This is a genomic window from Pseudonocardia sp. (assembly GCF_025465255.1).
In the GTDB taxonomy this organism is placed as follows: Bacteria; Actinomycetota; Actinomycetes; order Mycobacteriales; family Pseudonocardiaceae; genus Pseudonocardia.
The window spans coordinates 1-23,791 of sequence record NZ_JAODNI010000075.1 but is presented as its reverse complement, the minus strand read 5'-3'; the positions used below and the strand labels follow the sequence as shown (position 1 = coordinate 23,791).

Below are 23,791 nucleotides of genomic sequence, written 5' to 3'. Positions count from 1 at the left end.
GGCCTTCTCGTCGAGGCGGATCAGTGTCCGTGGCCGTGCCCGTGCCCCGCGTGGTCGTCGTGGTCCTCGTGGTCGTACCCCGCGGGCCGCTCGGCCAGCGCGTGGGCGCGGGCGGCGACCTCCCCCTCCGCGACGGTGCCGTCCGCGGTCAGGACGTCCTCCAGGGCGGCGAGCCACTGCGTGTAATAGCTCCAGCACTCGCCCTCGGGATGGCCTGCCTCCCAGGCCGCGATGCGTCGGATCAGTGCTGCCTGGAACCGCTCCCAGGCGAACGCCCCGGCGTCGTGCAGGGAGACGGCCATGCCGAAGGCGCGGCCCTCCCACGGCTCCGCGAAGACCAGCTCGCCGTTGGACCGGGGCGGCGCGGCCGGGCCGTCGATCGCCAGCGGTGCGGTCGTCGTCATGCCGGCGCCTGCACCTTCGCCACCCCCACCAGCGCGTCCCGCGTGATCAGCGGGACCAGTTCCTCCTCGGTCAGGTCCTCCGTGCCCGCCGGGCGCTCGGGCAGCACGAGCCAGCGGACCTCGCTGCTCGAGTCCCGGACGACGATCTCGACGTCGTCCGCCAGGTCGAGACCCATCTCGGCGAGGACGGCGCGCGGCTCACGCACGACCCGGGCCCGGTAGGCCGGATCCTTGTACCACGACGGCGGCAGTCCCAGCACCGGCCACGGGTAGCACGAGCACAGCGTGCACACGGTGACGTTGTGGAGGGTGGGCGTGTTCTCGACGACCACGATGTGCTCGCCCTGGGGGCCGGCGAACCCGAGCTCCTTGATCGCGCTCGTGCCCTCGTCGAGCAGGCGCTTCCGGTACTCGGGATCGGTCCACGCCTTGGCGACGACCTTCGCGCCGTTGAGCGGGCCCACGTTCGTCTCGTAGTTGGCGATGAACTTGTCCATGACGGACGGGTCCACCAGCCCCCGCTCGGTGAGCAGCTGCTCGAGTGCCTCGGTGCGCAGCGAGGGCGACGGGCGCGGGGCGGTCTCGACGTCGGATCCGGAGGTGGTCACGGGGCGGGCTCCAGGTAGCTCTCGAACAGTTCGATGGTCAGGCCGAAGGTCTCGGCGTCCGCGCCCCACAGCTCGTGGGAGTCGAAGCGCACGGAGTAGACGTGTTGGGGGTTCTCGCCCAGGAAGTGGGCATGGGTGTCCGGCAGCAGGTGCGCCGGCTGGATGATCTCGACGACCCCGGAGTGCCCCCGCACGTAGCGGGGCAGCTTGGTGTGCCCGGCGGGCGAGACGTCCTTGGCGCGGACGACGTCCCCGACGGCGAAGGCCGGCGCCTCCTCGACGGTGCGCAGCGAGCCTGCGGCGGTCGGGGAGTAGTCCGGCTTGGCGGGCTCGGGGGTCTCGGGCTCGCTCACGTCCTCGCCCCGCAGGCGTCGCGCGCGGGCGTCCACGGCGCCCGGGGCCAGGATCGCGCTGTCGGTCAGCATCAGCTCGGCGGCGTTGAGCCAGCGGCCGTAGTAGCCGTCGTCGAGGTAGGCGGGCCGGTCGAGTCGTTCGAGCGCGTGCCGGAACGCGTCGAGGTTCCGGCCGGACACCCGCCCCATCGTGAGCAGGGTCAGGGCGAACGCGCGCCCCTCCCACGACTCGGCGAACACGGGCTCGTCCGGCGCCGGCCGGCTCACCGGACCCCAGCCGTCCTCGCCGCCCAGATCGGCGATCCCGTCCACGCCACCACCCCCATTTATGATAGGAGACGATCGTATCTGATAGTACTAAGAATGCGCGAGAGGCCGTCTGCTCCTGCAGACGCCGCGAGGCGCAGGCCGGTGAGCAGTGCGGCGCCCGAGCTGCTGCCGACGGCGGCCAGCCGGGACGCCGAACCCGGGTCCTGCCGGGTTCCGGCGAGGTCGCCGAGGACGTCGTGCGCCGGTCCGATGCACTGGCCCCGTGCGGCCCAGAGCAGGAACGCCGAGGCGATCGTATTGGTGGGCACCGAGCGGGCGAGCGCGAGGAGCTCCGCCTCGACGGCGGGGCCGCCGCCCGCTCGCGCGACGAGGATCAGGCCCGCCAACAGGTCGTCGCCCTCGGGGGTCAGGCCGGGGCCCCGGCCGCCGAGCACAGGCACGACCGCGGCGATCTCCCGCGGCGTGGAGACCTCGCCCAGCGCGGCCGGCGGTGGAAGCCGCCCGGTCCAGCCGGGTGCGGCCAGGCCCAGCGCCCAGGTCTCGCCCCGGAGCACCCGGCCGTCGCTGCGGACGGGGTGACCGCACCGGGCCGGTGGGAGGACGGTGCAGCGGAGGTGGAGCGGCCCGGGCGGGGCCGCACGCGACGTCACCGCGCACAGACCGGCCGGGAACTCCAGGTAGAGCGCCTTCCGGTGCACGCCCACGACCCGTCCGACGCCCGGGGTGGCCAACACCTGCCGGGCGCCGAGGCCGACGTCCACAGTGCGCACCGGCCCGGCTCCCCGGATCCCGGCGGCTCAGCGGGCCGACGGGCGGATCCGCCCGGCGAGGGCCACGAGGGCGTCGCTGAAGCACTCGATCGGTGCGGTCGCGACGCCGGCGCCCACCTGCCCGGTGCCCGCGTCGACGTGCAGGATCCCGGTGGTCACCTTCGGGGTGATGCCGAGCTCCACGACCTTCCGGACGTCGACCCCCAACGGCGTGCCCGCGAACCCCATGGGCGGCAGTGTGAACCGGCTGCTCGTCCCGGCGCAGACCGCGCGGAAACCCTCGGTCGCGGCGGCGGCGTCCGCCATCGTCCCGCCGAGGAAGGCGGCGACGGCCGCGGAACCACCCGCGGCCGGTCCGCCCATCCCGGTCAGCTCCAGCACCGCGCTGTCGCCGATGTCGCGCGCACTGGTCTCCGGTCCGAAACCGGAGTAGTAGAGCGCCTCGCCGATGGGCGGCGCCTCGGTGAGGTACCAGTCCGGCGCGCCGGCCAACTTGATCCCGAAAGTGGTGCCGTTGCGGGACATCGTGGTGACGATGCTCGAGCCCTCGACCTGCTCGGCATGCAGCTGCAGGGACTTCGCCGCGGCCATCGCGAGGTTGAGGAAGAAGAGGTGGTTGCCCGCCAGGTACTGCGCGAACGGGACCCGGGCGGCGTCGGGCAGGGCGGCGATGTGCGGCAGCCAGGTGCGGGTCAGCAGGTTCGTGGCGGCCTGCGTGCGCATGTGCAGGTCGTCGCCCATGGTGATGCCCTGCGCAGCGACGGCGAGGATGTCGAGGGGGCCGGCCGCCTCCAGGATCGACGCCACGGCCGGACCCGCGGTGTCCGCGAGGAAGCGCAGCCGGGTGATCGCGGCGTCGGTGTCGCGGCCGAACCAGGCCACCTCGCCCGGGCCCTGGTTGAGCGAGGAGTAGGCGCGGGTGCCGCCCTCGGCGTTCTCCACGACGATCACCGGCTGGGAAGGCCCCACCGCGCTGGCCATCGGTACCACGGTGTCGTGGTGGTTGGCCGCGTCCAGCCGAACCTCGCCGGAGCGTAGGAGCCGCTCGGCGGCCGCGACGTCCGCGGCCCATCCTTCGGCGACGACCGCCGCGCGCATCGAGCGCCGCAGCGGGTCGCACACCTCGGGGTAGGGCAGCGGCGGCCCGCAGTGCAGGATCGTGCGGTCCTCGTACCCGGGGACCGCCTCGCCTACGGTCGACACCCCGACGAGCCTGGGGACCCCCTCGTCGAGCCGCCGCACCACCTCGGCGTTGGCCTCGTCGATCCCGGCGGCGGCGTCGGCGTGGAGGACGGTCAGGGCGCGGATCGCGGCCGGGTCGCCGTTCGCGGGGATCCGCCAGTCGACCTGCTGCACGGGGCGGCCCTGCGTTCGCACGGCGTCGGCGAACATGGGGAGGCCGACGTTGACGACCTCCACCGTCTCCGGCAGGACCAGTCGGGGCATTCCGTCGACCTCCGTCGTATCGGATAATGAATTACGAAACACTATCCGATACGGCGGTCCGAGTCACGCCCGGCGCGGCGCACGAGTTGCGCGATGCCTGCTCCCGGCGCGGGGCCGGCGCCCCCGATGCCCGAGCCGATCGCCGCGTACCTGTTCGACGTGATCGTCGGGAACGCGTCGTCATGCCGAATGTTCGACGATGAACGGCTCCAGCAGGGCGTTCAGCTCTGCGGGCCGTTCCAACCACGAGAGGTGCCCGGCGTCGGCGATCGTCTCCAGCCGGGCGCCGGGGATCGCCGCGGCCACGTCACGGTTGTACCAGGGCAGCGTGATGAGGTCCTGGTCCCCGTGCACGACCAGGGTCGGGCAGGTCAGGGTGCCGAGCCGGTCGCGGGTCTCGTGGGCGAGGTCGGCGCGGAAGTGCGCGGCGGTCCCCTCGGGGTTCCGCGAGGTGTGCTCGGCCAGCAGCGCCTCCACCCGTGCCTGCAGGTCGGGTTCCCGATCGACGACGGCCGGGGCCGACATCCAGAACGCGAACTGGGCGAAGACGTCCAGTGGTCCCTTCTCCAGCGCGTAGAGACGGGACTCGAAGTGCCGCCGGATGTGGTGCTCCCGGGCGGTCGAGGACCAGGTGGCGACGAGGCCGAGAGCGCGGACCAGGTCGGGTCGGGCGAGCGCGAGTTCCTGCGCCACCGCGGACCCGAGGCTGAGCCCCACGACCACAGCCGGACCGACGTCCGCGGCGTCCATCCAGCCTGCGACGTCCGCGGCGAGATCGGCCACGGTCAGCGCGTCGAGCGGGCCGGTGCTGCCCGCGCCACGGAGGTCGACGGTCAGGCAGCGGTAGCGGCCGACGAAATGCCCGGTCTGCGGCGCCCAACTGGTCCCGTGCAGACCGGTCCCGGGGATCCACACGACGGCGGGGCCACTTCCGCTTTCCTCGTGGTGAACAGATACTGCGCCAACCGTCGTGCTGGGCACATGCGCCTCCGTCGTCTCGGGGAGGTGAAACGTAACCCGGTCGACGCACGCCGACGGCAGACTGCGTGAACGGTGGCGAAACGAGGGGAGCGGCGGGTGACCGAGAGGCCGGCGAACCCTGACTGGATCATTCAGCGCAAGATCACCCCACCCCCTCTCGACGGCACGGTGACGCGTAGGCCTCGGGTCGAGGCGTTGCTTGCCCGGCTCGTCGAGCAGCACCGCACCGTCTTCGTCTACGCCTCGGCCGGGGCCGGGAAGACCACCGCGGTGCTGCAGACCGCCGAGCGTCTCGACCGCCCCCTGGTGTGGCTGGACCTCGACACCACGGACGTCGCGACCGGTCGGCTCCTCGTCTACCTGGAAGCCGCTCTCGCCCGGCAGGTCCCCGCGGTGCGCGGCGTGGCCGGCGGCGCGCTGGCCGCGAACCTCGCCCATCCGGAGGTGGCGGGGCTGCTCGCCGAGGCGGTGGAGGGCAGCGACGTCCTCGTGGTCCTCGACGACGCCGAGCGGCTCGCGGAGTCCCCGGCGGCGCTGGCCGTGGTGGGCTCCTTCGCCCGGTACCTGCCCGCGTCCGCCCGGCTGGTGCTGCTCAGCAGGGTCGAGCTGTCGTTCGGCACCGGTTTCGGGTTCGGCCCGTGGGCGGCCGCGGTCGGGGAGGAGGACCTGGCACTGACCGTCCAGGAGGCCACCGACGCGCTCGCCCGCACCGGGCGTTCGGACGTCGATCCGGTCGAGGCGCTCATCGAGACCGGCGGATGGCTCACGGGCGTCCTCTTCGAGGCCTGGCGCTCGACGGACCACGTGATCGGGCTCGGTGGCGAGGCCGATCCGCTGCACGGCTACCTCGCCACGCAGATCCTCGACCAGCTCGGCGAGGCGGACCGGGACTTCCTCGTCACGACCGCCGTGCTGCAGGAGGTGACCGCGCCGGCGGCGGAGGCACTGGGACTCTCCGCGGCCTCGTCCCGCATGCACTCGTTGCGGGGAATGCGGTTGCCGGTGAGCTGGGACGGCGGCGGCACCCGGATGCGCTGCCATCCCCGGTTCCGCGAGTTCCTGCTGCGCAGGCTCTCCCGCCGGGGCGACGCGGAGGTACGCCGGCTCCGGCAGGTGCACGCGAGGCTGCAGCTCGCCGCCGGGCACGACGAGGAGGCCGTCGAGGAGTTCCTCGCCGCCGAGTGCCTCGACGAGGCGATGGGGGTCGTGCAGCCCGTGCTCGAGCGCATCATCGAGCGGACGGACTTCGCGATGGCCGAGCGCTGGCTCGCCCGCCTGGCGCCGGTCCGCCGCGAACACCACGTGGAGCTGGCGGGGGCGGAGCTGATGCTGGCGGTGGTCCGCGAGGACTTCGCCGCCGGCGTGCGGCTCGCGGACCGGCTGCACGACGCGGGCCACCGCGACGAGCTGGCCAAGACCTCGGGCCGGGCCGCGGGCCTGATGGCCTGGTGCTACCTGCACGCCGGCCGTCCGGCGGACATGCAGGCCGTGGTGGACTCCGGCCTGCCGGGACCGGACCTCGACGCCGCTCGCTACGCGATGCTGCTGGTGGACACCGAGCGGAGCGCCGCCGACGACGTGGACCCCGCGCTCGGCACCCTCACCGGGGGACCGATGGACGCCCTCGTCATGCGCGCGCACTTCGACCTCGGCCGGCTCGGCGAGATGACCACGCGACCGTCCTCGCCCTGGGCCGTCCGGGCCGCCGAGTCGTGGATGGTCAGCGGGCTGCTCGCGACCGGGCGCACCGCCGAGGCGTTCGAGCTGTACCACCGGCTGGTCGACGGCGACGGGGCCGACCACAGCGTCTGGCTGCAGGCGCTCGTCGGGCCCCGGTTGATGAGCGAGATCGGCGAGCCCGACGCGGCGTGGCGCCTGCTGCGCGAGGGGCGGGCGCAGATCGCCGCGACGGGCTCGGCGCTGTTCGACGTCTACAGCAGGCTCATCGAGGCGGAGTTCGAGGTGCGCCTCCGCAAGGACACGACGGCCGCACGCCGCGCGCTCCGCTCCGTCGCCGCGCATCCGCTGGGCCGGGCCTACGCGCTGGTGGCGGAGAACCTCGCGATGCTCGACGGCCTGGTCCACCTCGCCGAGGGCGACCCCGCCGGCGCGGTGGAACGACTGCGGCGGGCGGTCTCCGGTATGCGGCACGGAGGCCGGCTGCTCCACCTGCCTTCGGCGGCGGTCTACCTGTCGGAGGCCGAGTGGCGCACCGGCGAGGAGGACGCCGCCGACGCCGCCGCGGACCTCGCGCTGGAGGCGGCGCGGGGCCAGGGCTCGCCCCACTTCCTGCTCCAGGCGCTCGCCGAGTTCCCCGACGTGCTGGCGCGGCGCCTCGACCTGGAGGTCACCGCCGACTCACCCTGGCACGAGCTCGGCCGCTCGCTGATCAGCAGGGTCGGCGGGCTGGGCGACGTGATCGGTGCCGCGGTGCACGTCACCGAGTTCGGGCGCACCGCCGTCACCCTCAACGGCCGGGAGACGAAGCCGCGGCTCGCCAAGAGCGTCGAGCTGCTGGCGTTCCTCGCCAACCGGCCCGAGCGGGACCACGTCACGCGGCCCCGTCTGCTCGACGCCCTCTTCGAGGGCCGCCGGGACGACTCCGCGTCGTCGTACCTGCGGCAGGCGATCCTGCACCTGCGCAAGGCGGCGCCGGACGTGCTCGAGACCGAGCCCGGGCCCGGGCTGGTGCGGCTCGCGCCGAAGGTGCGCGTCACCAGCGAGTCGAAGAGGGTGGTCGCGCTGCTCGGGCAGGCGACGTCGCTGCGGGGCGAGGACCGGCTGCGCCTGCTCCTTGACGCGCTGGAGATCGCCGACCGCGGCGAGTACCTGCCCGGGATCCGCTCGGCCTGGGCCGACGAGCGCCGCCTGCAGCTCGTGGAGATCCTGAAGGACGTCCGGTACGAGGCGGCCGAGGCCGCGTTCGCGACCGGGGCGCTGAGGCGCGCGGAGGAACTCCTGTCCGCGGTGCTGCGAGCCGATCCGGCCCGGGAGGCGGCCTGGCGGCTGCAGATGCGCCTCGCTCACGCCCGGGGCGACTCCGATCGGGTGCTCGCCGCCTACCGGTCCTGTGAACGGGCGCTGCGCGAGTTCGGCGCCGAGCCGTCGGCCACGACGTGTGGGCTGCTCAGGGACCTGCGACGGTGACGCGGCCGCGTTTCGGCAAGCGCGGACACGTTTCCGCAACCGGCCCGAAACAGCTTTTCCCTGCTCATCCCGGCGCGGATTTCGCTTCCCGTTTCGGAAGCGTTCACGCCCTCTCTTCCGCCATTCGGCCTCGCAGGCCACCGTTCTCGGCACCACCTGCGGCCATCCGGGCCGCGGGCCGCACCGAGGAGCACCGCGTATGCCGTCCAACTGGTTGCTGATCGAAGGCGGCACCGTCGTCGACGGCGCGGGCAACCCGCCCGTGATGGGCGCGTCGGTGCTCGTCCGCGACGGACTGATCCACGCCGTCGGCAACCACGTCACCCGTGATCTGGTGCCGCGGGGGGAGACGCTGCGCGAGCTCGACGCAACCGGACGCACCGTGATGCCCGGACTGATCGACGCCCACTGCCACATGACCTACGGGGAGTCGCGCTCAGAGGAGGAGATCGACCTCTACACGAGCCCCGAGGCCCGCACCCTCAAGGCGGCGTTCCACGCCCAGAAGGTGCTGCGCTCCGGCGTCACCGGCATCTCCCAGCCGGGCGGCAGCTACTACATCGGCGTCGCCCTGCGCGACGCGATCGCTGACGGCATCGTCCAGGGCCCGCGGATGACCTCCGCCGGGCGCTACCTCTCCACGAGCAACGGCCTCACCGACTGGTACCCCGACTCCGTCGGTGTTCCCGAGGGCTCCATCGGCATCGTCCACAACCGGCTCGACGACATGATCGACGAGGTCCGCCACCAGGTGAAGAACGGGGTGGACCTGATCAAGCTGGCGGACAGCCCCTACGGCGACTTCCAGGCGTTCACCACCCACGAGATGACCGTGCTGGCCGATCTGGCGCACCAGCTCGGTAAGAAGATCACCATCCACGCCCGCGGCTCCGCGGAGGTCGACGCCGCGGTCACGGCCGGGGTGGACTGGATCATGCACGGCAACATCATGAGCGACGAGACGGTCGCCCACCTCGCGGAGTCGGGGATCCCGCTGGTCCCCACCCTGCTGCTGCTCGCCAACGCCGGCGACTGGGGGCACCTCGTGGGCTCGCCCGTCCCTCTCCGGGACGGGATGAAACGGATGCTCGAGAGGTCCGCGGACACGCTGCACCGCGCGCACGCCGCCGGTGTGCCGATGGTCCTCGGTACCGACAGCGGGTTCTCGCTCACTCCCTATGGCGTGTGGCACGCCCGCGAGCTCGACCTGCTCATGACCTACGCCGGGCTCACCTCGCTGGAGGCCATCCAGGCCGGGACCGCCAACGGGGCCCGCATGCTCGGGCTCGACGGGAGGATCGGAACCGTCGCGCCCGGGATGATCGCCGATCTGATCGTCGTGAACGGCGACCCCGTCGCGGACATCACCGTCCTGCAGCGCCGCGACGCCATCGAGACGGTCGTCTCCGGCGGCGCCGTCGTCGAGTTCGACGAGGAGGCGATCGCCCGCTCGTGGCCGCACGAGCGGGGCATCGGCTACTCGGTCACCGACCTCACCTACGACGTCGTGCACGGCGCCGACCCGCGGGACCTGCCGCCGGGCGACCCGTTCGACTTCGAGCCGGAGCAGGCCCAGGACCTCGTCTCCGACATGCGCCGGCGGGAACGTTCCGCGGGCACCTTCTGATCCGCCGCGTTCCGCCGGAGCGCGTCCGTACCCCGCTCGTCCCCCCTGTCGTAAGACGCACGAGAGAGGCACGCCCAATGTCCACCAGTGACGACCTGTCCGAGGACGATCTCGACGACATCGAGCTCGTCGACGAGAAGCCCTTGTCCTGGTTCGACGTCTCGGCCATCGGCACCGGCGAGATGCTCTTCACGGCCGGCTGGGCCTGGATCGTCTTCATCGCGGCGTCCTACGGGATCCTGTGGTCGATCCTCGGGTTCGTCGGCGGGGCCATCGTCATCCACACCGCGTGGTGGCTCTACCGCGAGATGATCACCGCGGTGCCCGAACCCGGCTCGCTGCAGTCCTACGCCCGCGAAGCAGGGGTGTTCCCGCTCGGCACCAGCTACCTGATCCTCTACGCACCGGTGTACGGCGCGTTCATGTGGCTCGAGCTGCTCATCGCCGACGAGCTGCTGGCGCTGTTGTTCCCGGCCGTGCCGGCCGCGGTCTGGCCCTACGTCGTGCTCGTGCCGGTCATCGCGCTGAACCTGCTAGGCCACCAGATCACCGGCAAGGTGCAGTCGGTCCTGGTCGTGATCACCCTCGCCGCGGACATCGTGCTGGCCGTCGCCGTGATCGCGCTCATCGCGAACACGGAGGCGTGGGACCTGAACTGGCCGTCGCCCACGCCGGTCACCTTCATGACGTTCTTCACCGTCACCGGCCTCTGGCTGGGGATCATGGCCGGGATCATGGAGGTCCAGCAGGTCCTCGTGGACGAGTGGAAGGACTTCGGGCGCTCCCGAGACGTCGGGCTGATGTCGGCGGCCTGGCAGCTCTGGATCCGGCAGATCCCGCTGGCCCTCGGCGTGCTGGGCAGCCTGCCGGTCGCCGCGCTGCTCGTGATGCCGGTCCCCACCATCGGCGTCGTCGAGGCGAAGTTCGGTCAGAACCCGCTCTTCTACCTGGCGCTGTTCGCCATGCTCATCGCCACCTACACCACGCTGTCCGTCTACTTCATGGGCATGGGCAAGATCCTCGCCCTGTACAGCCAGCAGGGCGCGCTGCCCCGCGCCGTCGGCCGCTACTCGCGCCGCTCGGTGCCGTGGGTCGCGATCGTCATCCTGGGCCTGTTCGCCCTGATCGGCGCGTACTGGTCGGACTTCGCCTTCGTCTCGCACGTCCTGTCGACCTGGTCGACCACCCTCTACTTCGTCGTCGCGCTCCTCTACCTGCTGATGAAGCGGCGCAAGGACCTCGACCGGCCGATCGTGTCGAGGTTCGGCACCCCGCTGGCGGTGTTCCTGCTGGTCTTCACCGCGGTCATCGGCGTCGCGATCGCGATGACGGACTGGACGGCCGCGCTCACCTGGGTCGCTCTCGTCGTGATCGTCGTCGTCTACGACATGTTCGTCGTCCCGCGGACCAAGCGGGGCGCCTTCTACCGCGAGCAGATCCTTCGCCGGCGCACCTCGGCGGCTCGTCTCTAGAACCGGACACCTTCCTCGGTACGACCTCGAAAGGACCGCCCATGGGCAAGCCCAGGCACGCGGAGATCGCCGGCGCCGGACTCGGCGGGTTGGCAGCGGCGATCGCGCTCGCACAGCACGGATGGAGCGTTCGCGTCCATGAGCGTTCGGACAGCCTGCGCATGTTCGGCGCCGGTATCTGGTTGTGGGAGAACGGCCTCCGCTCGCTCGACGCGCTGGGTGTCGAGCAGGCGGCGACCAAGCGGGCCAAGCGGATCGAGACCCTGGTCGCACGGGATCCGGAGGGGCGGCCACTGATGCACCGCTCCTTCGGATCCGGGGACCGGCTGATGCTCCCGCCGCGCGCGGACCTCTACGACGCGCTCATCGCCCGCGTGGAGGAGCTCGAGGTCGACATCGAGCTGAGCTCCACCGCCGTCGGGGCGACGAAGCACGGCGAGCTCGAGCTCGAGGACGGCACCGTCCGGAAGGCCGATCTGGTCGTCGCGGCCGACGGCGTCTTCTCCCGGCTGAGGGAGACCCTCCTGCTGACCCGCCGGGTCGACTACCTCGACGAGGGATACACCCGGCTGCTGATCCCGCGGCGGGACGGCGACCCGGCCACCGAGATCACGGAGTACTGGAGCGGGTCCCGGCGGCTCCTCTACGACCCCTGCACCGACGACGTCAACTACGTCTGCCTGTGCTGCCCGGTCGACGACGAGGCGGGCCGCCGGGTGCCGGTCGACAAGGAGACATGGCTCGAGTCGTTCCCGACCCTCGGCGGCATCGTCGAGCGGATCGAGGACACCGGGCGCTGGGACCGCGCCATGCGGGTCACCACCCGGGCGTGGTCGAGCGGCGTGGCCGCGGTCGTCGGTGACGCCGCACACGGGCAGCCGCCGAACCTCGGGCAGGGTGCCAACCTGACGTTCCAGAACACCCTCGCGCTCGCCGAGTATCTGGAGCGCGAGTCCGACGTGGCCACTGCCCTGACCAGATGGGAGCGCAAGGAGCGGCCGCTCACCGACCACATCCAGCGCTGGACCGACCTCTACGGCCGGGCCGCCAGCGCCTGGCCCGACCGTTTCGCCCACCGGCGCAGCCAGGTCCTGGAGGCGGTCACCCGGATCCCGTGGGTCGACCGGCAGCTGAACAGAGCGGCGCGGCACCGGCCCGTCGGCGCCCGCTGAGCAGGAGGTTTCGATGACCGACCCCGCAAATACGCAGTACCTTCCGCGCCCAGAGGCGATCACGCCGGACTACATGCGCGACGTGCTCGACGAGTACTACGCGAAGAAGTGGAACGGGAACAAGGACACCGTCGCCGCCGTCGCGCAGTGGCGGAACTGGCCGCTCGTCGTCCGGATGCCCGACCTCAAACAGGACTTCACCGTGCTGATCGACGACGGGGTGGTGCAGAAGGTCTCCATCGGCCTGCCCGAGCGGCCGCGGATCCTCACGGTGATGCTCGCGGACACGATGCAGCGCATCTACTACGACGAGACCACGTCGGCCATCGAGTCGATCTCGGGCCGGATCAAGATCCGCGGCAACGAGGTGGAACGACGCAGGCTCCTCGCCGCGATCTCGTTCCTGACCTGGTGATCATGTCCTCGCCCTTCCAGGAGGCACGACAGTGACCGAAGCACCACCCCGTTCCACGACCGGCACCGCGCCGAGACGCCTCGTCGGGACGTCGGTGCCGCGCAAGGAGGACCTTGCGCTGCTCACCGGCACCGCGCGGTTCATCGACGACATCGCGCTCCCCGGGATGGTCCACGCGAAGGTCCTGCGAAGCAGCCTCGCGCACGCCCGGGTCCGCTCCGTCGACACCGAGCCGGCGCGCGAACTGCCCGGCGTGCTCGACGTGCTGGCGGGCGCGGAGCTCGTCGGCAAGGTCAAGCCCTGGGGCGACCTCATGCAGGACCTCCTGGTCGGCGACCACTTCCCGTTCGCCACCGACAAGGTGCTCTACGAGGGCCAGGAGCTCGCGGCGGTCGTCGCCGAGACCGCATACCAGGCCCTGGACGGGTGCGAGGCCGTCGCCGTCGACCTGGAGCCGCTCCCGGCCGTGGTCGATCCGGAGGTCGCGCTGCGCCCGGACTCCCCGCTCGTCCAGGAGGGGATCGTCTACGAGTTCGGGGACGGCAACATCTTCGACCGCTACAAGGTCCGCATCGGCGACTTCGAGGCCGCCGAGCGGGAGGCGGCCGTCGTCGTCCGGCAGCGCTTCGCCACGAACAAGCAGGCCGGCGCCGCGCTCGACCCGCACGGCTGTGTGGCCAGCTACGACTCCTTCACCGGCGTCCTGACGCTCTACTCGTCCACCCAGTCGATCTACATGGTGCGCGACGTGCTCGCGGACGTGCTGCAGATCCCGCGCACCAAGGTCCGGGTGATCGTCCCGGAGGTCGGTGCGGGCTTCGGCTCGAAGGCGCAGATCTTCGGGCACGAGGTCATCGCCTCGCTGTTCTCGATGCGCCTCGGCCGGCCGGTGAAGCTGGTGCTCGGCCGCGGGGAGATCTTCCGCGTCGGCACCACCCGCAACGCCCAGGTCCGCTACGCCGAGCTCGCCATGACCGCCGACGGCGACATCACCGGGTACCGGGACTACGTCGTGCACAACACCGGCGCGATGTCGGTGTGGGGCAACCAGGTGGTGCACATCGGCACCAACGTCGGCATGTTGCCGTACCCGATCCCGAACATCCACGTCGACTCCGACATCGTGCACACGACCACCGCGCCCGGCGGCCCGTTGCGCGGCTTCGGGATCCCGCAGGTCATCTGGGCCAAGGAGCAGCTCGTCGACATGGCCGCGCGGGAGCTCGGGCTCGACCCGCTCGCCGTCCGAGCCCGCAACGTCGTCGATCCGGAGGAGTTCCCGTTCCGGACCCCGATGGGGCACATCATCGACTCGACGTCGATCAAGCAGTGCCTGCTGGCCAGCGCGGACGCGATCGGCTGGACTGCCAAGCGGGCCGCGCCGGTGCCGTACGAGGGTCTCGGGCTGGCCGTGTCCATGAAGTACACGAGCTGCCGGCACCCCTCGCTGGACACCGACCTGTCCGCCGTGCGGCTGCGGCTGGAGACCGACGGCACGGTCACGATCTACTCCAGCGACGTCTCGCACGGGCAGAGCCACGCAACGATGCTGTCCCAGATCGTCGCCGACGGGCTCGGCGTCGGCATCGAGAAGATCAGCCTGGCGCCGCCGGACAGCATGACCGCCCCGTTCGGGCTCGGCACCTACGCCAGCCGCGGCGCCGCGGTCCTCGGCACCGCCTGCCGGCTCGCGACCGAACGCCTGCGGGACAAGGTCCTCGCGATCGCCGCACACGTGCTGGAGGTCGGCCCCGAGGACCTCGACGCCGGGAACGACCGCGTGTACGTCAAGGGACTGCCGGACAGCGGCATCCACCTCGAGATCATCGCCGCGACCGCGGCCTACCGCACCCATCAGCTCCCGCCGGGCTTCGAGCCGACCCTCGAGACGGTCGCGACGTACGACACCCCGACCGAGCGGGAGGCGTCGAACGGCTCGGGCAACCTCAGCGTGACCTACTCCGGAGCCGCGCACGCCGCGCACGTCCGGGTCGACCCGGACACCGGACAGATCACCGTCGTGGACTACGCGATGGTCCACGACACGGGCACCGTGATCAACCCGCTGATCGTCGAGGGACAGCACCAGGGCGGGTTCCTGATGGGGCTCGGGATGGCGCTGAGCGAGGACTACGTCTATGACGAGGACGGCCACCAGCTCAACGCCTCGTTCAAGGACTACCTCGCGGTGACGGCACCGGACGTCCCAGAGCTGACGAAGATCTACGAGATCCCCGCGCCGTCGACGACCATCCCGGGCGGACAGAAGGGCGCCGGGGAGTCCGGGACCGGACCCGTTCCGGCCGCGATCGGCAACGCCGTGTTCAACGCGACCGGCGTCCGGTTCACCATCCTGCCGATCACGCCGCAGCGCATGCTGATCGCCCTGCGTGAGAAGGAGCGGCGAGGCGTCGCCACGATCCGCTACCCGGACGACATGCCGGACTTCACGGGGCCCCGCACGCCCGAGGAGTGGCCGAGGCCCACCGCCGCCGACGGCGGGGACTTCGACTTCGACTTCGACTGGGACGCAGAGGAGGACACGGACTAGATGAAGCCTTTCACCTGGCTCGCGCCGGACACCACGGCGGGCGCCGTCGCGATGCTCCGCGAGCACGCCCCGGACGCGCGGGCGATCGCCGGCGGGCAGAGCCTGCTGCTGGCGCTCAAGGACCGCAGCGCGCGGCCGACCCACCTGGTGTCACTGTCCGGGATCGACGAGCTCACCGGCGTCCGGACCGCCGACGACGGCTCCCTGGTCGTCGGTGCGGCCACCACGTACGCGGTGCTGGCCCGGGCATCGCTGGCGGGCTGGCACGGGGTACTGGCCGAGGTCGCCGGTGATCTCGCGGACCGCCCCGTGCGGAACCGGGGCACGATCGGTGGGGCCCTCTGCACCGCGGACCCGCGGTACGACATGCCGGCGTTCGCGATCGGGGTGGGCGCGGGGCTGCGGGTCAGCGGCGCGTCCGGGGACCGGGCCGTGGCCGCCGAGGACTTCGCCGAGGGCGCGGGGGTGACAGCGCTCGGCCCGGACGAGATCCTCACCGCCGTCGTCCTGCCCCCGCTCGCAGCCTGGGACACGGTGGCGTTCGAGAAGTTCCGCCACCGCGTGTTCGACGCCGCGATCGTCTCGGTCACCTGCGCGCTGCGGCAGGGGCCGGACGGCACGGTGGCCGAGACCCGGCTGGCCGTCGGCGGCGCGACACCCGTCCCCGTCACCGCCCCGGTCGCGGCTGCCCTGCTGGCCGAGGGCGCGTCCGCCGCCGAGGTCGGGACGCGGGCTGCCGACGAGGTGCTGCCGGGCGGCACCACCGGCGGCGAAGCGGTCCGGTACCGACACGAGCTGATCCGCTCGCTCGTCCGCCGCGCGGTCGACCGGGCCCTGTCCGACGTGAGGACTGTCTGATGCAGAAGGTCACGCTGACCGTCAACGGCCGCGAGGTCACCGCCGAGATCGACGAGCGGACCCTGCTGCTGGAGTTCGTGCGGGACACCGCCGGCCTCACCGGCACCCACAACGGCTGCATGGAGGCGCGTTGCGGGTGCTGTGCGATCGAGGTCGACGGGGATGTCGTCAAGTCCTGCAACGTCCTCGCCGTGCAGGTGAACGGCGCCGAGGTCACCACGATCGAGGGGCTGTCGCCGCAGAAGCTGGGGCCCGTGCAGCAGGTGACGACGCAGACCCTCGCCGGCGTGTACGAGCCGCTCGACGCGATCCGCAGCAGCGTCGAGGACCTCCACCCGTTGCAGGCGGCCTTCCACCGGTGCCACGCGCTGCAGTGCGGCTTCTGCACGCCCGGGATGGTCATGGTGCTCAAGGACTACCTGGAGGAGAACCCGGCGCCGTGCCGGGACGACGTCCGGAAGGCGATCGCGGGCAACCTCTGCCGGTGCACCGGTTACCAGCACATCGTCGACGCCGCGATGGAGGCCGCCGAGGTGATGCGGGGTGCCGGGGCGACCACGACCGATGACTGATCCGGGGCCGGGCGGTGCCGATCCCGTGGCGGAACTCGTGTCGGCGCTGGCGGCGACCGGCTACGTCGCCGACCGGCCGCTCGGGATGGTGCTCCACCTGGCGGGCGCCCTGGAGCTCCCGGTGCTGCTGGAGGGCGAGCCAGGGGTGGGCAAGACGTCCGTGGCCGAAGCCCTCGCGGAGGCCACGGGCGCCCGGCTCGTCCGGCTCCAGTGCTACGAGGGCCTGGCAGCGCACCACGCCCTCTACGAGTGGGACTACGCGCGCCAGCTGCTCGCGATCCGGGTGGCCGAGGCGCGTGGCACGGTGGGGGAGGAGCTGCAGCGGACGATCTTCTCCGAGGAGTTCCTGCTGCGCCGGCCGCTGCTGGAGGCGATCAGTCCCACCGACGACGACCGGCCGGTCGTGCTCCTCGTCGACGAGCTCGACCGTGCCGACGAGGAGTTCGAGGCCCTGCTGCTCGAGCTGCTGGCCCAGTTCCAGGTCACCGTGCCCGAGCTGGGGACGATCACCGCGACGCGCAGGCCTCGGATCGTCCTGACCGCGAACCGCACCCGCCCGCTGTCCGACGCGCTCCGCCGTCGATGCCTCTACCACTGGCTGCCCTATCCCGACCTGCAGCGGGAGATCGAGATCGTCGAGGCGCGGCTGCCCGGCTCGGCGGAGGACCTCGTCCGCCGGGCGTGCGAGCTGGTCGGGCGCCTGCGGGCGGGGGAGTACCGCAAGGCACCCGGCATCTCCGAGACCGTCGACTGGATCCGCGCGCTGACCCTCGTCGGCGGCGTGCTGGACGACGGGCTGGTCGACGAGACGCTGGGCTGCCTGCTCAAGGACGGCGACGACCTCGAACGCTTCCGGGGGTCCGACGGGCGGCGGGTGCTCCGCGAGGCGGGCGTCGCATGAGCGCCGGTGATCTCCGGCGCCCCGTCGACCGCGGTGGCGTCCGCACCGCACACCTCGCGCGGGCCCGGGAGGCCCGGGCGCGGCGCACCGGTCGTCCCGCCCAGGACGTCGCGGTCTTCGCCGGCCTGCTCCGCGACTGCGGGGCGACCGTTCCCGGCGGTGCGGTCGCCCGCGCCGTGCGGGCCCTCGGCGTCGTGCCGCTCGACCGGGCCGCGGACGTCCGGGACGCCCTGGGCTGCACCCTCGCCTCGGACCGGCCCGGTCGCCGCCTGTTCGACCTGGTCTTCCCGGTGTTCTGGAACGCGGCCGAGGTCCAGCCGCCGGTCACCGCTGCCGACGCGTCACCGGCGCCCGCCGCCGACGGCACCACTGCGGACGCGAGCCGGGACGGATCCGGCCTCGACGAGGCAGCGCCGCGCGCCCGGGACCGCCCCACCCCGCGCGCGTCGTACGGACGGCACCACGGCGGCCCGGTGCCGGTCGACGAGATCGACGGCCGGCAGGTCGACGCCCTCGCCCGGCGGTTCGCGGCGGCCCTGGCCCGCGCGCCCGGCCGGCGCCGCCGCACCGCGGCCGCCGGCGACCTCGTCGACCTGCGGTCGAGCCTGCGGCACAACCTCCGGACGGGCGCCGAGCTGCTCGTCCTGCTGCGGTCGGCGCCGACGCCGCGACGGGCCCGGCTGGTCGTGCTGTGCGACGTCAGCTCGTCGATGGCGCACGTGACGCCGCTGTTCCTGACCTTCGCCCACGCTCTGGCCCGGCACGCGAAGGTGGTGGAGATCGGCGTCTTCAACGTCGAGCTGACACTCGTGGGCGACGTGTTCCGCGGCCTGCCCCGGAGCGCCGCGCTGCGCTGGCTCCGGGCCCAGGACAGCGCGCTGGCCGGCGGCACCCGGATCGGCCACTGCCTGCGCCGGTTCCTCGACGCCGTGGAGCCGCGGCTGACCCGGGACACCGTCGCCCTCGTGCTCAGTGACGGGTGGGACGTCGACGAGCCCGAGCTCCTCGTCGCCCAGATGCGCAGGCTCCGGCGCGCGGTCTCCCGGGTCGTCTGGTGCGACCCGCACGCCGCGGCGACCGGATACGCGCCCGAGGTCCGCGGCCTCCGCGCGGCGCTGCCCCTGGTCGACGACCACCTCGACCTCTCCGGACCGCCTGCGCTGCGGGCCCTGATCGACCATCTCGAACGCACCCCGACCCCTCGGAGGATCCCCGCATGACCAGCTCCGCCAGCTCCGCCCGACCCCTCCGCGAGGAGCTCAGCCTCCCCGGGATGCCGCCCGCGCTGTCCCACTACACCGACGCCGTCCGCTTCGGGGACCTGCTCTTCGTCTCCGGGATGGTCGCCCTGGACGAGAACGGCGAGATCGTCGGCCCCGGTGACGTCGCGGCCCAGGCCCGCCGGGTCCACGAGCTCCTGGGCGCAGTCTTCGCCCAGGCCGGGGCGTCGTTCGCCGACGTGTTGAAGGTGACCGTCTTCCTGCTCGACGCCGCGGACCGGCACGCCGTGAACGAGGTGCGCAAGGAGTTCTTCGGTCCGGCGCGCCCCGCGAGCACGCTGATCCAGGTGGGGGCGCTCGTCGTGCCCGGACTCCTGGTGGAGATCGAAGCGGTGGTCGGGATACCGGCAGGCGAACCGCGTCACGATCTCGGGTAGTGATCGCGACACCCGCGATCGTCCGAGAAGTCCCTTTCGTCACGGAGGAAACACCTTGCGTATCGCCAATGCCGCCGGCCGGCTCGTCCTGCTGGCCCCCGACGGGAAGGCCGTCGACGTGGAGGCGGCCAGCGGCGGCCGGTTCGGTCCCGACCCGCAGGCGGTCTACGCCCGCTGGGCGGAGTTCGGCGAGTGGGCCGCGACGGCGCCGCTCGACAGTGCCGTCCCGGTCGCCGACGAGGAGTTCGACGCGGTGGTGCCGCGGCCGCCCCAGGTGTTCGCGATCGGCCTGAACTACCGCGACCACGCCGACGAGTCCGGCTTCGACCTGCCCACCGAGCCGCTCGTCTTCACCAAGTACGCGTCCAGCTTCACCGGTCCTCGCGGGGACATCACGCTCTCGCCGGGCGACGTGGACTGGGAGGTCGAGCTGGTCGCCGTCGTCGGCGTCGGCGGCCACGACATCGCCGAGGCCGACGCGTGGGACCACATCGCGGGGCTGAGCCTGGGCCAGGACATCTCCGACCGGGTCACCCAGTTCGCCGCCCCGCCCGCGCAGTTCGGGCTGGGCAAGTCCTACCCCGGGTTCTCCCCCGTCGGGCCGAGCCTGGTGACGCTCGACGAGCTTCGCGCCGCCGGCCTGGACCCCTTCGACCTGGAGCTCGGCTGCCTGGTCAACGGGGAGAGCGTGCAGAAGGGCCGGACCCGGGACATGATCTTCCCGATCCCGACGCTGATCGCGAAGCTCTCGGCGATCGTCACGCTCCTGCCCGGCGACGCCATCTTCACCGGCACCCCGGACGGGGTCGGGATGGGGAGGACGCCGCCCCGGTTCCTGCAGGCCGGCGACGAGCTCGTCACCTGGTGCACCGGGATCGGCGAGATGCGCCACCGCTTCGTGGCGCCCTGACCGGGGGGCCGTGGGGCGATGCTTCCGAGGCCGGGCGCAGTCGCGCTGCACAACCTCGACGGGGAGATCATCGCCGTGCTCGAGGGGCCGGCGGAGATCGTGGAACCTCAGGCGGGCAGGGGGTCCCGCCGCGAGCGCTTCGGAGCCCAGCCGAATGCGCGGCGCGCCCTGTCGATCGCGATCGCCATCCCGCCCGCGTCCGGGCGGGACAGCGCGCAGCGGCGGAGCAGGATCTCCGTACGCCTGGCTGAGCAGGTCGGCGAGAGGGAGGCCAGCAGGTGTCCGGCCGCGCGGCGTGGACGATCTCGTGCCGGGCCCGCCGTCGTGGCCAGGACCACCAGCTCCGCCAGGTCGTCAGCTCGCGTTGTCCGGGGGTGTGGTCAGGCGAGGACCGCGTCGACGGTCTTCTTGAGCGCGCTCGGCTGCGAGGGCCGGCGCGGCGCGTCCTTGCGCATCTCCAGCATCCGGGCGCCGATCTCCTGGAGCTCCTTGCGTCCGAGGGCTTCCCGTACCTGCGGGAACCACTCGTCCTCCTCCTCCTCGATGTGATGGCTGACGTTCTCGATCAGCACCGTGGTCTTGGCGTCGAAGCGCTCGTCGTCGGGCTTCATCGCGGCGAGCTCGACACACAGGACGTCGGCGACGTGGTGCTCCTCGTAGGACTCGAGCACGTCGTCCTCCAACTCCGGGACCCTCTTCCTGACCTCCGGGTACATGCACTCGTTCTCGAGGTAGGTGTGCACCGTGAGGGATTCGATGATCGCCTCGACGAGGCGGCCCTTCGTCTTCAGCGCGTTCTCGCCGGCATTCTCGAAGTCGCGGAAGAGCTTGCGGATCTGCTTGTGATCATCCTTGAGCAGCACGATCGCGTCGGTGGACATTGGTCTCCCTCGAGGTGGCCTGTGGTCACCGGGAGCATGCCCATCCCAGGGGATAGCTAATCGCATGAGCATCCGAACGGGTGTCGGATCACGCCCTCCCTCGGCAGGATGACAGTCAGCGGTGTCCTTCCACGGCGATGGCCAACGCCGGGCAGACCGTCGCGGCGTGCTGGACGTCGGCGGCGAGCTCGGCCGCCGGGCTCTCCTCCAGGAGCACCGCGATTCCGTCCTCCTCCCGCTGGTGGAACACGTCCGGAGCAGCGACGACGCACTGGCCTGAGCCGACGCACCTGTCCTGGTCGAGGGTGACCTTCATGAGTTCCTCCGTGATCGGGTGTGCTGGTCGGTGTGCTGCGGTCACCAGGTGACCGGGAGTTCGTGCACGCCGTAGACGGATCCGTCGTGCTTGAACGGGATCTCCTCCAGCGGGGCGGCGAGCGCCAGGGTGGGGATCCGCCGGTAGAGCGTGCCGTAGACGACCTGGAGTTCCATCCGCGCCAGGGACTGGCCCAGGCACTGGTGAACGCCGAAGCCGAAGGCGATGTGGTGGCGGGCGTCGCGTCCGATGTCGAGCGTGTCCGGGTGGGGGAACGCCTCGGGGTCACGGTTGCCGATGTCGTTCGGGAACACGATGCCGTCGCCGGCCCGGATGACCTGGCCGTCGAGCTCGATGTCCTCCAGCGCCACACGGCGTCGCCCGTTGTGCGTGATGTGCAGGTAGCGCAGCAGCTCCTCGACGGCGCCGGAGACGAGTGCGCGGTCGTCGGCCGCGCGGAGCCGGGTGAGCTGGTCGGGATGTTCGAGCAGGGCAAGCGTGCCGAGCGCGATCATGTTGGCGGTGGTCTCGTGGCCCGCGATCAACAGCAGCACGCCCATCTGCGCGGCGTCCATCCTGGACAGCTCGCCGGACCCGACGCGTGCGGCCAACCGGGAGAGCAGGTCGTCTCCGGGCTCGGTCATCTTGGTGCCGACGAGCTGGTCGAGGTAGCCGACCAGCCTGCCGAGGGCGGCCTGGCGGTCCTCGGGGCGGGCGTCGCGCTTGATGATGATCTTGCTGTTGGCCTGGAAGAAGTCGTGGTCGGTGTAGGGCACGCCGAGCAGGGCGCAGATGACCAGGGAGGGCACGGGCAGCGCGAAGGCCTCGACGAGGTCGACCGGTCTCGGTCCGGCCAGCATGTCGTCGATCAGGTCGTCGACGATCTTCTGGACGGTCGGGCGCATCGCCTCGACGCGCCTGATCGCGAAGGGCGCGGTGACCATCCGGCGCAGGCGGGCGTGCTCGGGGTCGTCCATCAGGATGAAGCTGATCGCCGAACCCCCCTTGGGGATCGGGGCGGGGCTGGGGTAGCCGGGACGGGCGACGTCGGCGCTGACCCGGGGGTCGGCCAGCAGCGCCCGCTGGTCGGCGTAGCGGGTCACCAGCCAGGGCGTGCTGCCGTCCCAGATGCGCACCTTGGCGAGCGGGCCCTGCTCCTGGTGGGCGTAGAGCTCCGGGGGCGGGTCGAACGGGCACTTCCCGTTCCTGGACATCGGGTAGGACGAGACGTCGGCGGGGTCGTGTCCGGTCCGGTCCACGGTGGTGGTCAAGGGGTAATCCTTCGTCGTCGGGATCGGGTCGGGCGGGTCAGGCCGGTTCCTCCGCGGTGCGGGACCCCTCGACCGGGGACACGGGGGCCAGCCACATGCCCACGAGGGCGTCGATCAGTCCCGAGGCGGCCTCCTGCCAGGTCGCGCGGGGAGTCGGCGCATCCCTGGCGAGGGCGCGCTCGCGTTCGGCGCACATGTGCACGATGAGGTGGCGGCCGATGTCACCGCGTTCGAGGTGGACGTCCAGCGGCAGGGAGGGCAGGCAGCGGTTGAGCCCGTCGAGGGTCTGCTGCAGGGACGGCGACGCGAGGGACTCCGACACCATGATCTCCCGCAGGCCCGGGTCCGTCATCACCTGCGCGCCGAACCGGGCGAACCAGGTCGGTGTGCCCAGTGCCGCAAGGTGATCAGTGGTCGGGCGGACGAGACAGGCGACCCAGTCGCGGACCTCGGCGGAGCCGCCGACCTCCGCCAGCATCGCCTCGCGGCCCCGCTCGACCTCCGCGGTGTGCCTGCGCACCAAGGCACGCACGAGGTCCGCCTTGGAGCCGAAGTGGTAACCGACGACCGCGGTGTTGCCCTGGCCTGCCGCCTCGCCGATCTGTCGGTTCGACACGGCGAACATGCCGTGCTCGGCGAAGAGCCGCTCGGCCGTGTCGAGGATGAGCTCCTGTGTCGCCTGCTTCCGCGTGAGCCGCACGGAGCTTCCGCCCCGGCCCCCCGGGACGTCGGGCGCGTTCGACGACGCGAACGCCGGATCGGATCCCTCCGGTCGCCTCATGGTCCTCCTGCGTCGAGCCGTCCCTGCGGCGGACAGTAAACCGGCCCACCCCCACTTGAGTCAATCGATTGATTTAACTGTGCGCTTCCGACGGAGATCAACGTTCAGGAGGATGTCGTGAGCCGAGTCGACGGGGATGGCCCCTGCAGTACCCGATCCCCGGTGCGAAGGCGCTCGAGGCACCCGCGGAGGCGGGCGGGGATCACGGCGGTGCGGTCACCGTACGGGGAACCGCTCCTCGATCGGGACGAAGTCGAAGTCGTACCCGAAGTAGCGCGGCCCGACGATCTCGAGCCCGGCGGGGGTCCGCCACCGCGGATCGCACGGTGCGGCGGCCACCGTGACCCGGAAGCCGTAGCGGAGGTCCTCGGTGGTGATGGGCTGGCCGGTCTCGGAGTCCAGGACCATGATCAGGTCCGGGACCGAGG

22 protein-coding genes and 1 pseudogene are annotated in these 23,791 nt (G+C 72.1%); 12 read left to right on the top strand and 11 right to left on the bottom strand.

All coding sequences use genetic code 11. The features are described from left to right. Positions 1 to 20: 20 nt before the first annotated feature. The 6 genes from JWP64_RS07735 to JWP64_RS07710 all read right to left on the bottom strand — a co-directional run bounded on the left by JWP64_RS07735 (position 21) and on the right by JWP64_RS07710 (position 4,766). The gene (locus JWP64_RS07735; RefSeq protein WP_297493926.1) at positions 21 to 404 is read right to left on the bottom strand and encodes a nitrile hydratase accessory protein; all 384 of its coding nucleotides are present in this window, start codon (positions 402 to 404) and stop codon (positions 21 to 23) included. Continuing rightward, a complete protein-coding gene (nthA, locus tag JWP64_RS07730) occupies positions 401 to 1,012 on the bottom strand; it encodes a nitrile hydratase subunit alpha (protein ID WP_297493924.1) in 612 nt (203 codons plus the stop codon). Before nthA ends, JWP64_RS07735 begins: the two co-directional genes overlap by 4 nt. Then, positions 1,009 to 1,677 carry a nitrile hydratase subunit beta gene (gene nthB / locus JWP64_RS07725; RefSeq protein WP_297493922.1) on the bottom strand — a complete coding sequence of 223 codons (669 nt, stop codon included), beginning with the start codon at positions 1,675 to 1,677 and terminating at the stop codon, positions 1,009 to 1,011. The genes nthA and nthB overlap by 4 nt, the downstream gene beginning before the upstream one ends. 14 nt (positions 1,678 to 1,691) lie before the next feature. Beyond that, positions 1,692 to 2,405 carry a DUF2877 domain-containing protein gene (locus JWP64_RS07720; RefSeq protein ID WP_297493920.1) on the bottom strand — a complete coding sequence of 238 codons (714 nt, stop codon included), beginning with the start codon at positions 2,403 to 2,405 and terminating at the stop codon, positions 1,692 to 1,694. A gap of 27 nt (positions 2,406 to 2,432) precedes the next feature. Then, a complete protein-coding gene (locus tag JWP64_RS07715; protein ID WP_297493918.1) occupies positions 2,433 to 3,851 on the bottom strand; it encodes a DUF1116 domain-containing protein in 1,419 nt (472 codons plus the stop codon). A gap of 180 nt (positions 3,852 to 4,031) precedes the next feature. Then, positions 4,032 to 4,766, bottom strand: a complete 735-nt coding sequence (locus JWP64_RS07710) for an alpha/beta fold hydrolase (RefSeq protein ID WP_297493917.1) — start codon at positions 4,764 to 4,766, stop codon at positions 4,032 to 4,034. 162 nt (positions 4,767 to 4,928) lie between these two features. On the opposite strand from JWP64_RS07710, the gene JWP64_RS07705 reads away from it, so the two are divergent. The 12 genes from JWP64_RS07705 to JWP64_RS07650 all read left to right on the top strand — a co-directional run bounded on the left by JWP64_RS07705 (position 4,929) and on the right by JWP64_RS07650 (position 20,114). Further along, entirely contained in the window at positions 4,929 to 7,979 is a 3,051-nt protein-coding gene (locus tag JWP64_RS07705) for a BTAD domain-containing putative transcriptional regulator (RefSeq protein WP_297493915.1), read from the top strand. Positions 7,980 to 8,178: 199 nt separating this feature from the next. Continuing rightward, positions 8,179 to 9,606 (top strand): amidohydrolase family protein, encoded by a 1,428-nt coding sequence (locus tag JWP64_RS07700; RefSeq protein ID WP_297493913.1) that lies wholly within the window; start codon positions 8,179 to 8,181, stop codon positions 9,604 to 9,606. 77 nt (positions 9,607 to 9,683) lie between these two features. After that, complete coding sequence (locus JWP64_RS07695) at positions 9,684 to 11,078, top strand: amino acid permease (RefSeq protein ID WP_297493911.1); 1,395 nt, start codon at positions 9,684 to 9,686, stop codon at positions 11,076 to 11,078. Between the two features lie 41 nt (positions 11,079 to 11,119). Further along, a complete protein-coding gene (locus tag JWP64_RS07690) occupies positions 11,120 to 12,250 on the top strand; it encodes an NAD(P)/FAD-dependent oxidoreductase (RefSeq protein WP_297493909.1) in 1,131 nt (376 codons plus the stop codon). A gap of 13 nt (positions 12,251 to 12,263) precedes the next feature. Beyond that, a complete protein-coding gene (locus JWP64_RS07685) occupies positions 12,264 to 12,665 on the top strand; it encodes a hypothetical protein (RefSeq protein WP_297493908.1) in 402 nt (133 codons plus the stop codon). A gap of 31 nt (positions 12,666 to 12,696) precedes the next feature. Continuing rightward, positions 12,697 to 15,216: a xanthine dehydrogenase family protein molybdopterin-binding subunit gene (locus JWP64_RS07680; RefSeq protein WP_297493906.1), complete on the top strand. Its 2,520-nt coding sequence runs from the start codon at positions 12,697 to 12,699 to the stop codon at positions 15,214 to 15,216. Further along, a complete protein-coding gene (locus JWP64_RS07675; RefSeq protein WP_297493904.1) occupies positions 15,217 to 16,074 on the top strand; it encodes an FAD binding domain-containing protein in 858 nt (285 codons plus the stop codon). Continuing rightward, the gene (locus JWP64_RS07670; RefSeq protein ID WP_297493902.1) at positions 16,074 to 16,646 is read left to right on the top strand and encodes a (2Fe-2S)-binding protein; all 573 of its coding nucleotides are present in this window, start codon (positions 16,074 to 16,076) and stop codon (positions 16,644 to 16,646) included. Before JWP64_RS07675 ends, JWP64_RS07670 begins: the two co-directional genes overlap by 1 nt. Before the next feature lie 25 nt (positions 16,647 to 16,671). Further along, on the top strand, positions 16,672 to 17,547 hold the full coding sequence (locus JWP64_RS07665) for a MoxR family ATPase (RefSeq protein WP_366889556.1): 876 nt from the start codon (positions 16,672 to 16,674) through the stop codon (positions 17,545 to 17,547). Beyond that, positions 17,544 to 18,767 (top strand): VWA domain-containing protein, encoded by a 1,224-nt coding sequence (locus tag JWP64_RS07660; RefSeq protein WP_297493898.1) that lies wholly within the window; start codon positions 17,544 to 17,546, stop codon positions 18,765 to 18,767. The genes JWP64_RS07665 and JWP64_RS07660 overlap by 4 nt, the downstream gene beginning before the upstream one ends. After that, entirely contained in the window at positions 18,764 to 19,204 is a 441-nt protein-coding gene (locus JWP64_RS07655; protein ID WP_297493896.1) for a RidA family protein, read from the top strand. Before JWP64_RS07660 ends, JWP64_RS07655 begins: the two co-directional genes overlap by 4 nt. A 55-nt stretch (positions 19,205 to 19,259) precedes the next feature. Further along, positions 19,260 to 20,114, top strand: a complete 855-nt coding sequence (locus JWP64_RS07650) for a fumarylacetoacetate hydrolase family protein (protein ID WP_297493894.1) — start codon at positions 19,260 to 19,262, stop codon at positions 20,112 to 20,114. Between the two features lie 380 nt (positions 20,115 to 20,494). Here JWP64_RS07650 and JWP64_RS07645 read toward each other — a convergent pair whose 3' ends face one another. The 5 genes and pseudogenes from JWP64_RS07645 to JWP64_RS07625 all read right to left on the bottom strand — a co-directional run. Further along, positions 20,495 to 20,995, bottom strand: coding sequence for a hemerythrin domain-containing protein (locus JWP64_RS07645; RefSeq protein ID WP_297493893.1), 501 nt, complete (start codon positions 20,993 to 20,995; stop codon positions 20,495 to 20,497). Positions 20,996 to 21,110: 115 nt separating this feature from the next. Beyond that, positions 21,111 to 21,311 carry a ferredoxin gene (locus JWP64_RS07640; RefSeq protein ID WP_297493891.1) on the bottom strand — a complete coding sequence of 67 codons (201 nt, stop codon included), beginning with the start codon at positions 21,309 to 21,311 and terminating at the stop codon, positions 21,111 to 21,113. 41 nt (positions 21,312 to 21,352) lie between these two features. Then, complete coding sequence (locus JWP64_RS07635) at positions 21,353 to 22,525, bottom strand: cytochrome P450 (RefSeq protein ID WP_297494020.1); 1,173 nt, start codon at positions 22,523 to 22,525, stop codon at positions 21,353 to 21,355. A gap of 94 nt (positions 22,526 to 22,619) precedes the next feature. Beyond that, complete coding sequence (locus JWP64_RS07630) at positions 22,620 to 23,282, bottom strand: helix-turn-helix domain-containing protein (RefSeq protein WP_297493889.1); 663 nt, start codon at positions 23,280 to 23,282, stop codon at positions 22,620 to 22,622. 297 nt (positions 23,283 to 23,579) lie between these two features. Continuing rightward, a pseudogene (locus JWP64_RS07625) lies at positions 23,580 to 23,791 on the bottom strand (DUF917 family protein); the annotation flags it as partial.

Excerpts from the sequence above, each read along its gene's own strand:
- JWP64_RS07735 (WP_297493926.1), bottom strand. The coding sequence starts at position 404 with ATGACGACGACCGCACCGCTGGCGATCGACGGCCCGGCCGCGCCGCCC.
- JWP64_RS07715 (WP_297493918.1), bottom strand. The coding sequence starts at position 3,851 with ATGCCCCGACTGGTCCTGCCGGAGACGGTGGAGGTCGTCAACGTCGGC.
- JWP64_RS07700 (WP_297493913.1), top strand. The coding sequence starts at position 8,179 with ATGCCGTCCAACTGGTTGCTGATCGAAGGCGGCACCGTCGTCGACGGC.
- JWP64_RS07695 (WP_297493911.1), top strand. The coding sequence starts at position 9,684 with ATGTCCACCAGTGACGACCTGTCCGAGGACGATCTCGACGACATCGAG.
- JWP64_RS07690 (WP_297493909.1), top strand. The coding sequence starts at position 11,120 with ATGGGCAAGCCCAGGCACGCGGAGATCGCCGGCGCCGGACTCGGCGGG.
- JWP64_RS07685 (WP_297493908.1), top strand. The coding sequence starts at position 12,264 with ATGACCGACCCCGCAAATACGCAGTACCTTCCGCGCCCAGAGGCGATC.
- JWP64_RS07675 (WP_297493904.1), top strand. The coding sequence starts at position 15,217 with ATGAAGCCTTTCACCTGGCTCGCGCCGGACACCACGGCGGGCGCCGTC.
- JWP64_RS07670 (WP_297493902.1), top strand. The coding sequence starts at position 16,074 with ATGCAGAAGGTCACGCTGACCGTCAACGGCCGCGAGGTCACCGCCGAG.
- JWP64_RS07660 (WP_297493898.1), top strand. The coding sequence starts at position 17,544 with ATGAGCGCCGGTGATCTCCGGCGCCCCGTCGACCGCGGTGGCGTCCGC.
- JWP64_RS07655 (WP_297493896.1), top strand. The coding sequence starts at position 18,764 with ATGACCAGCTCCGCCAGCTCCGCCCGACCCCTCCGCGAGGAGCTCAGC.
- JWP64_RS07645 (WP_297493893.1), bottom strand. The coding sequence starts at position 20,995 with ATGTCCACCGACGCGATCGTGCTGCTCAAGGATGATCACAAGCAGATC.
- JWP64_RS07640 (WP_297493891.1), bottom strand. The coding sequence starts at position 21,311 with ATGAAGGTCACCCTCGACCAGGACAGGTGCGTCGGCTCAGGCCAGTGC.
- JWP64_RS07635 (WP_297494020.1), bottom strand. The coding sequence starts at position 22,525 with ATGTCCAGGAACGGGAAGTGCCCGTTCGACCCGCCCCCGGAGCTCTAC.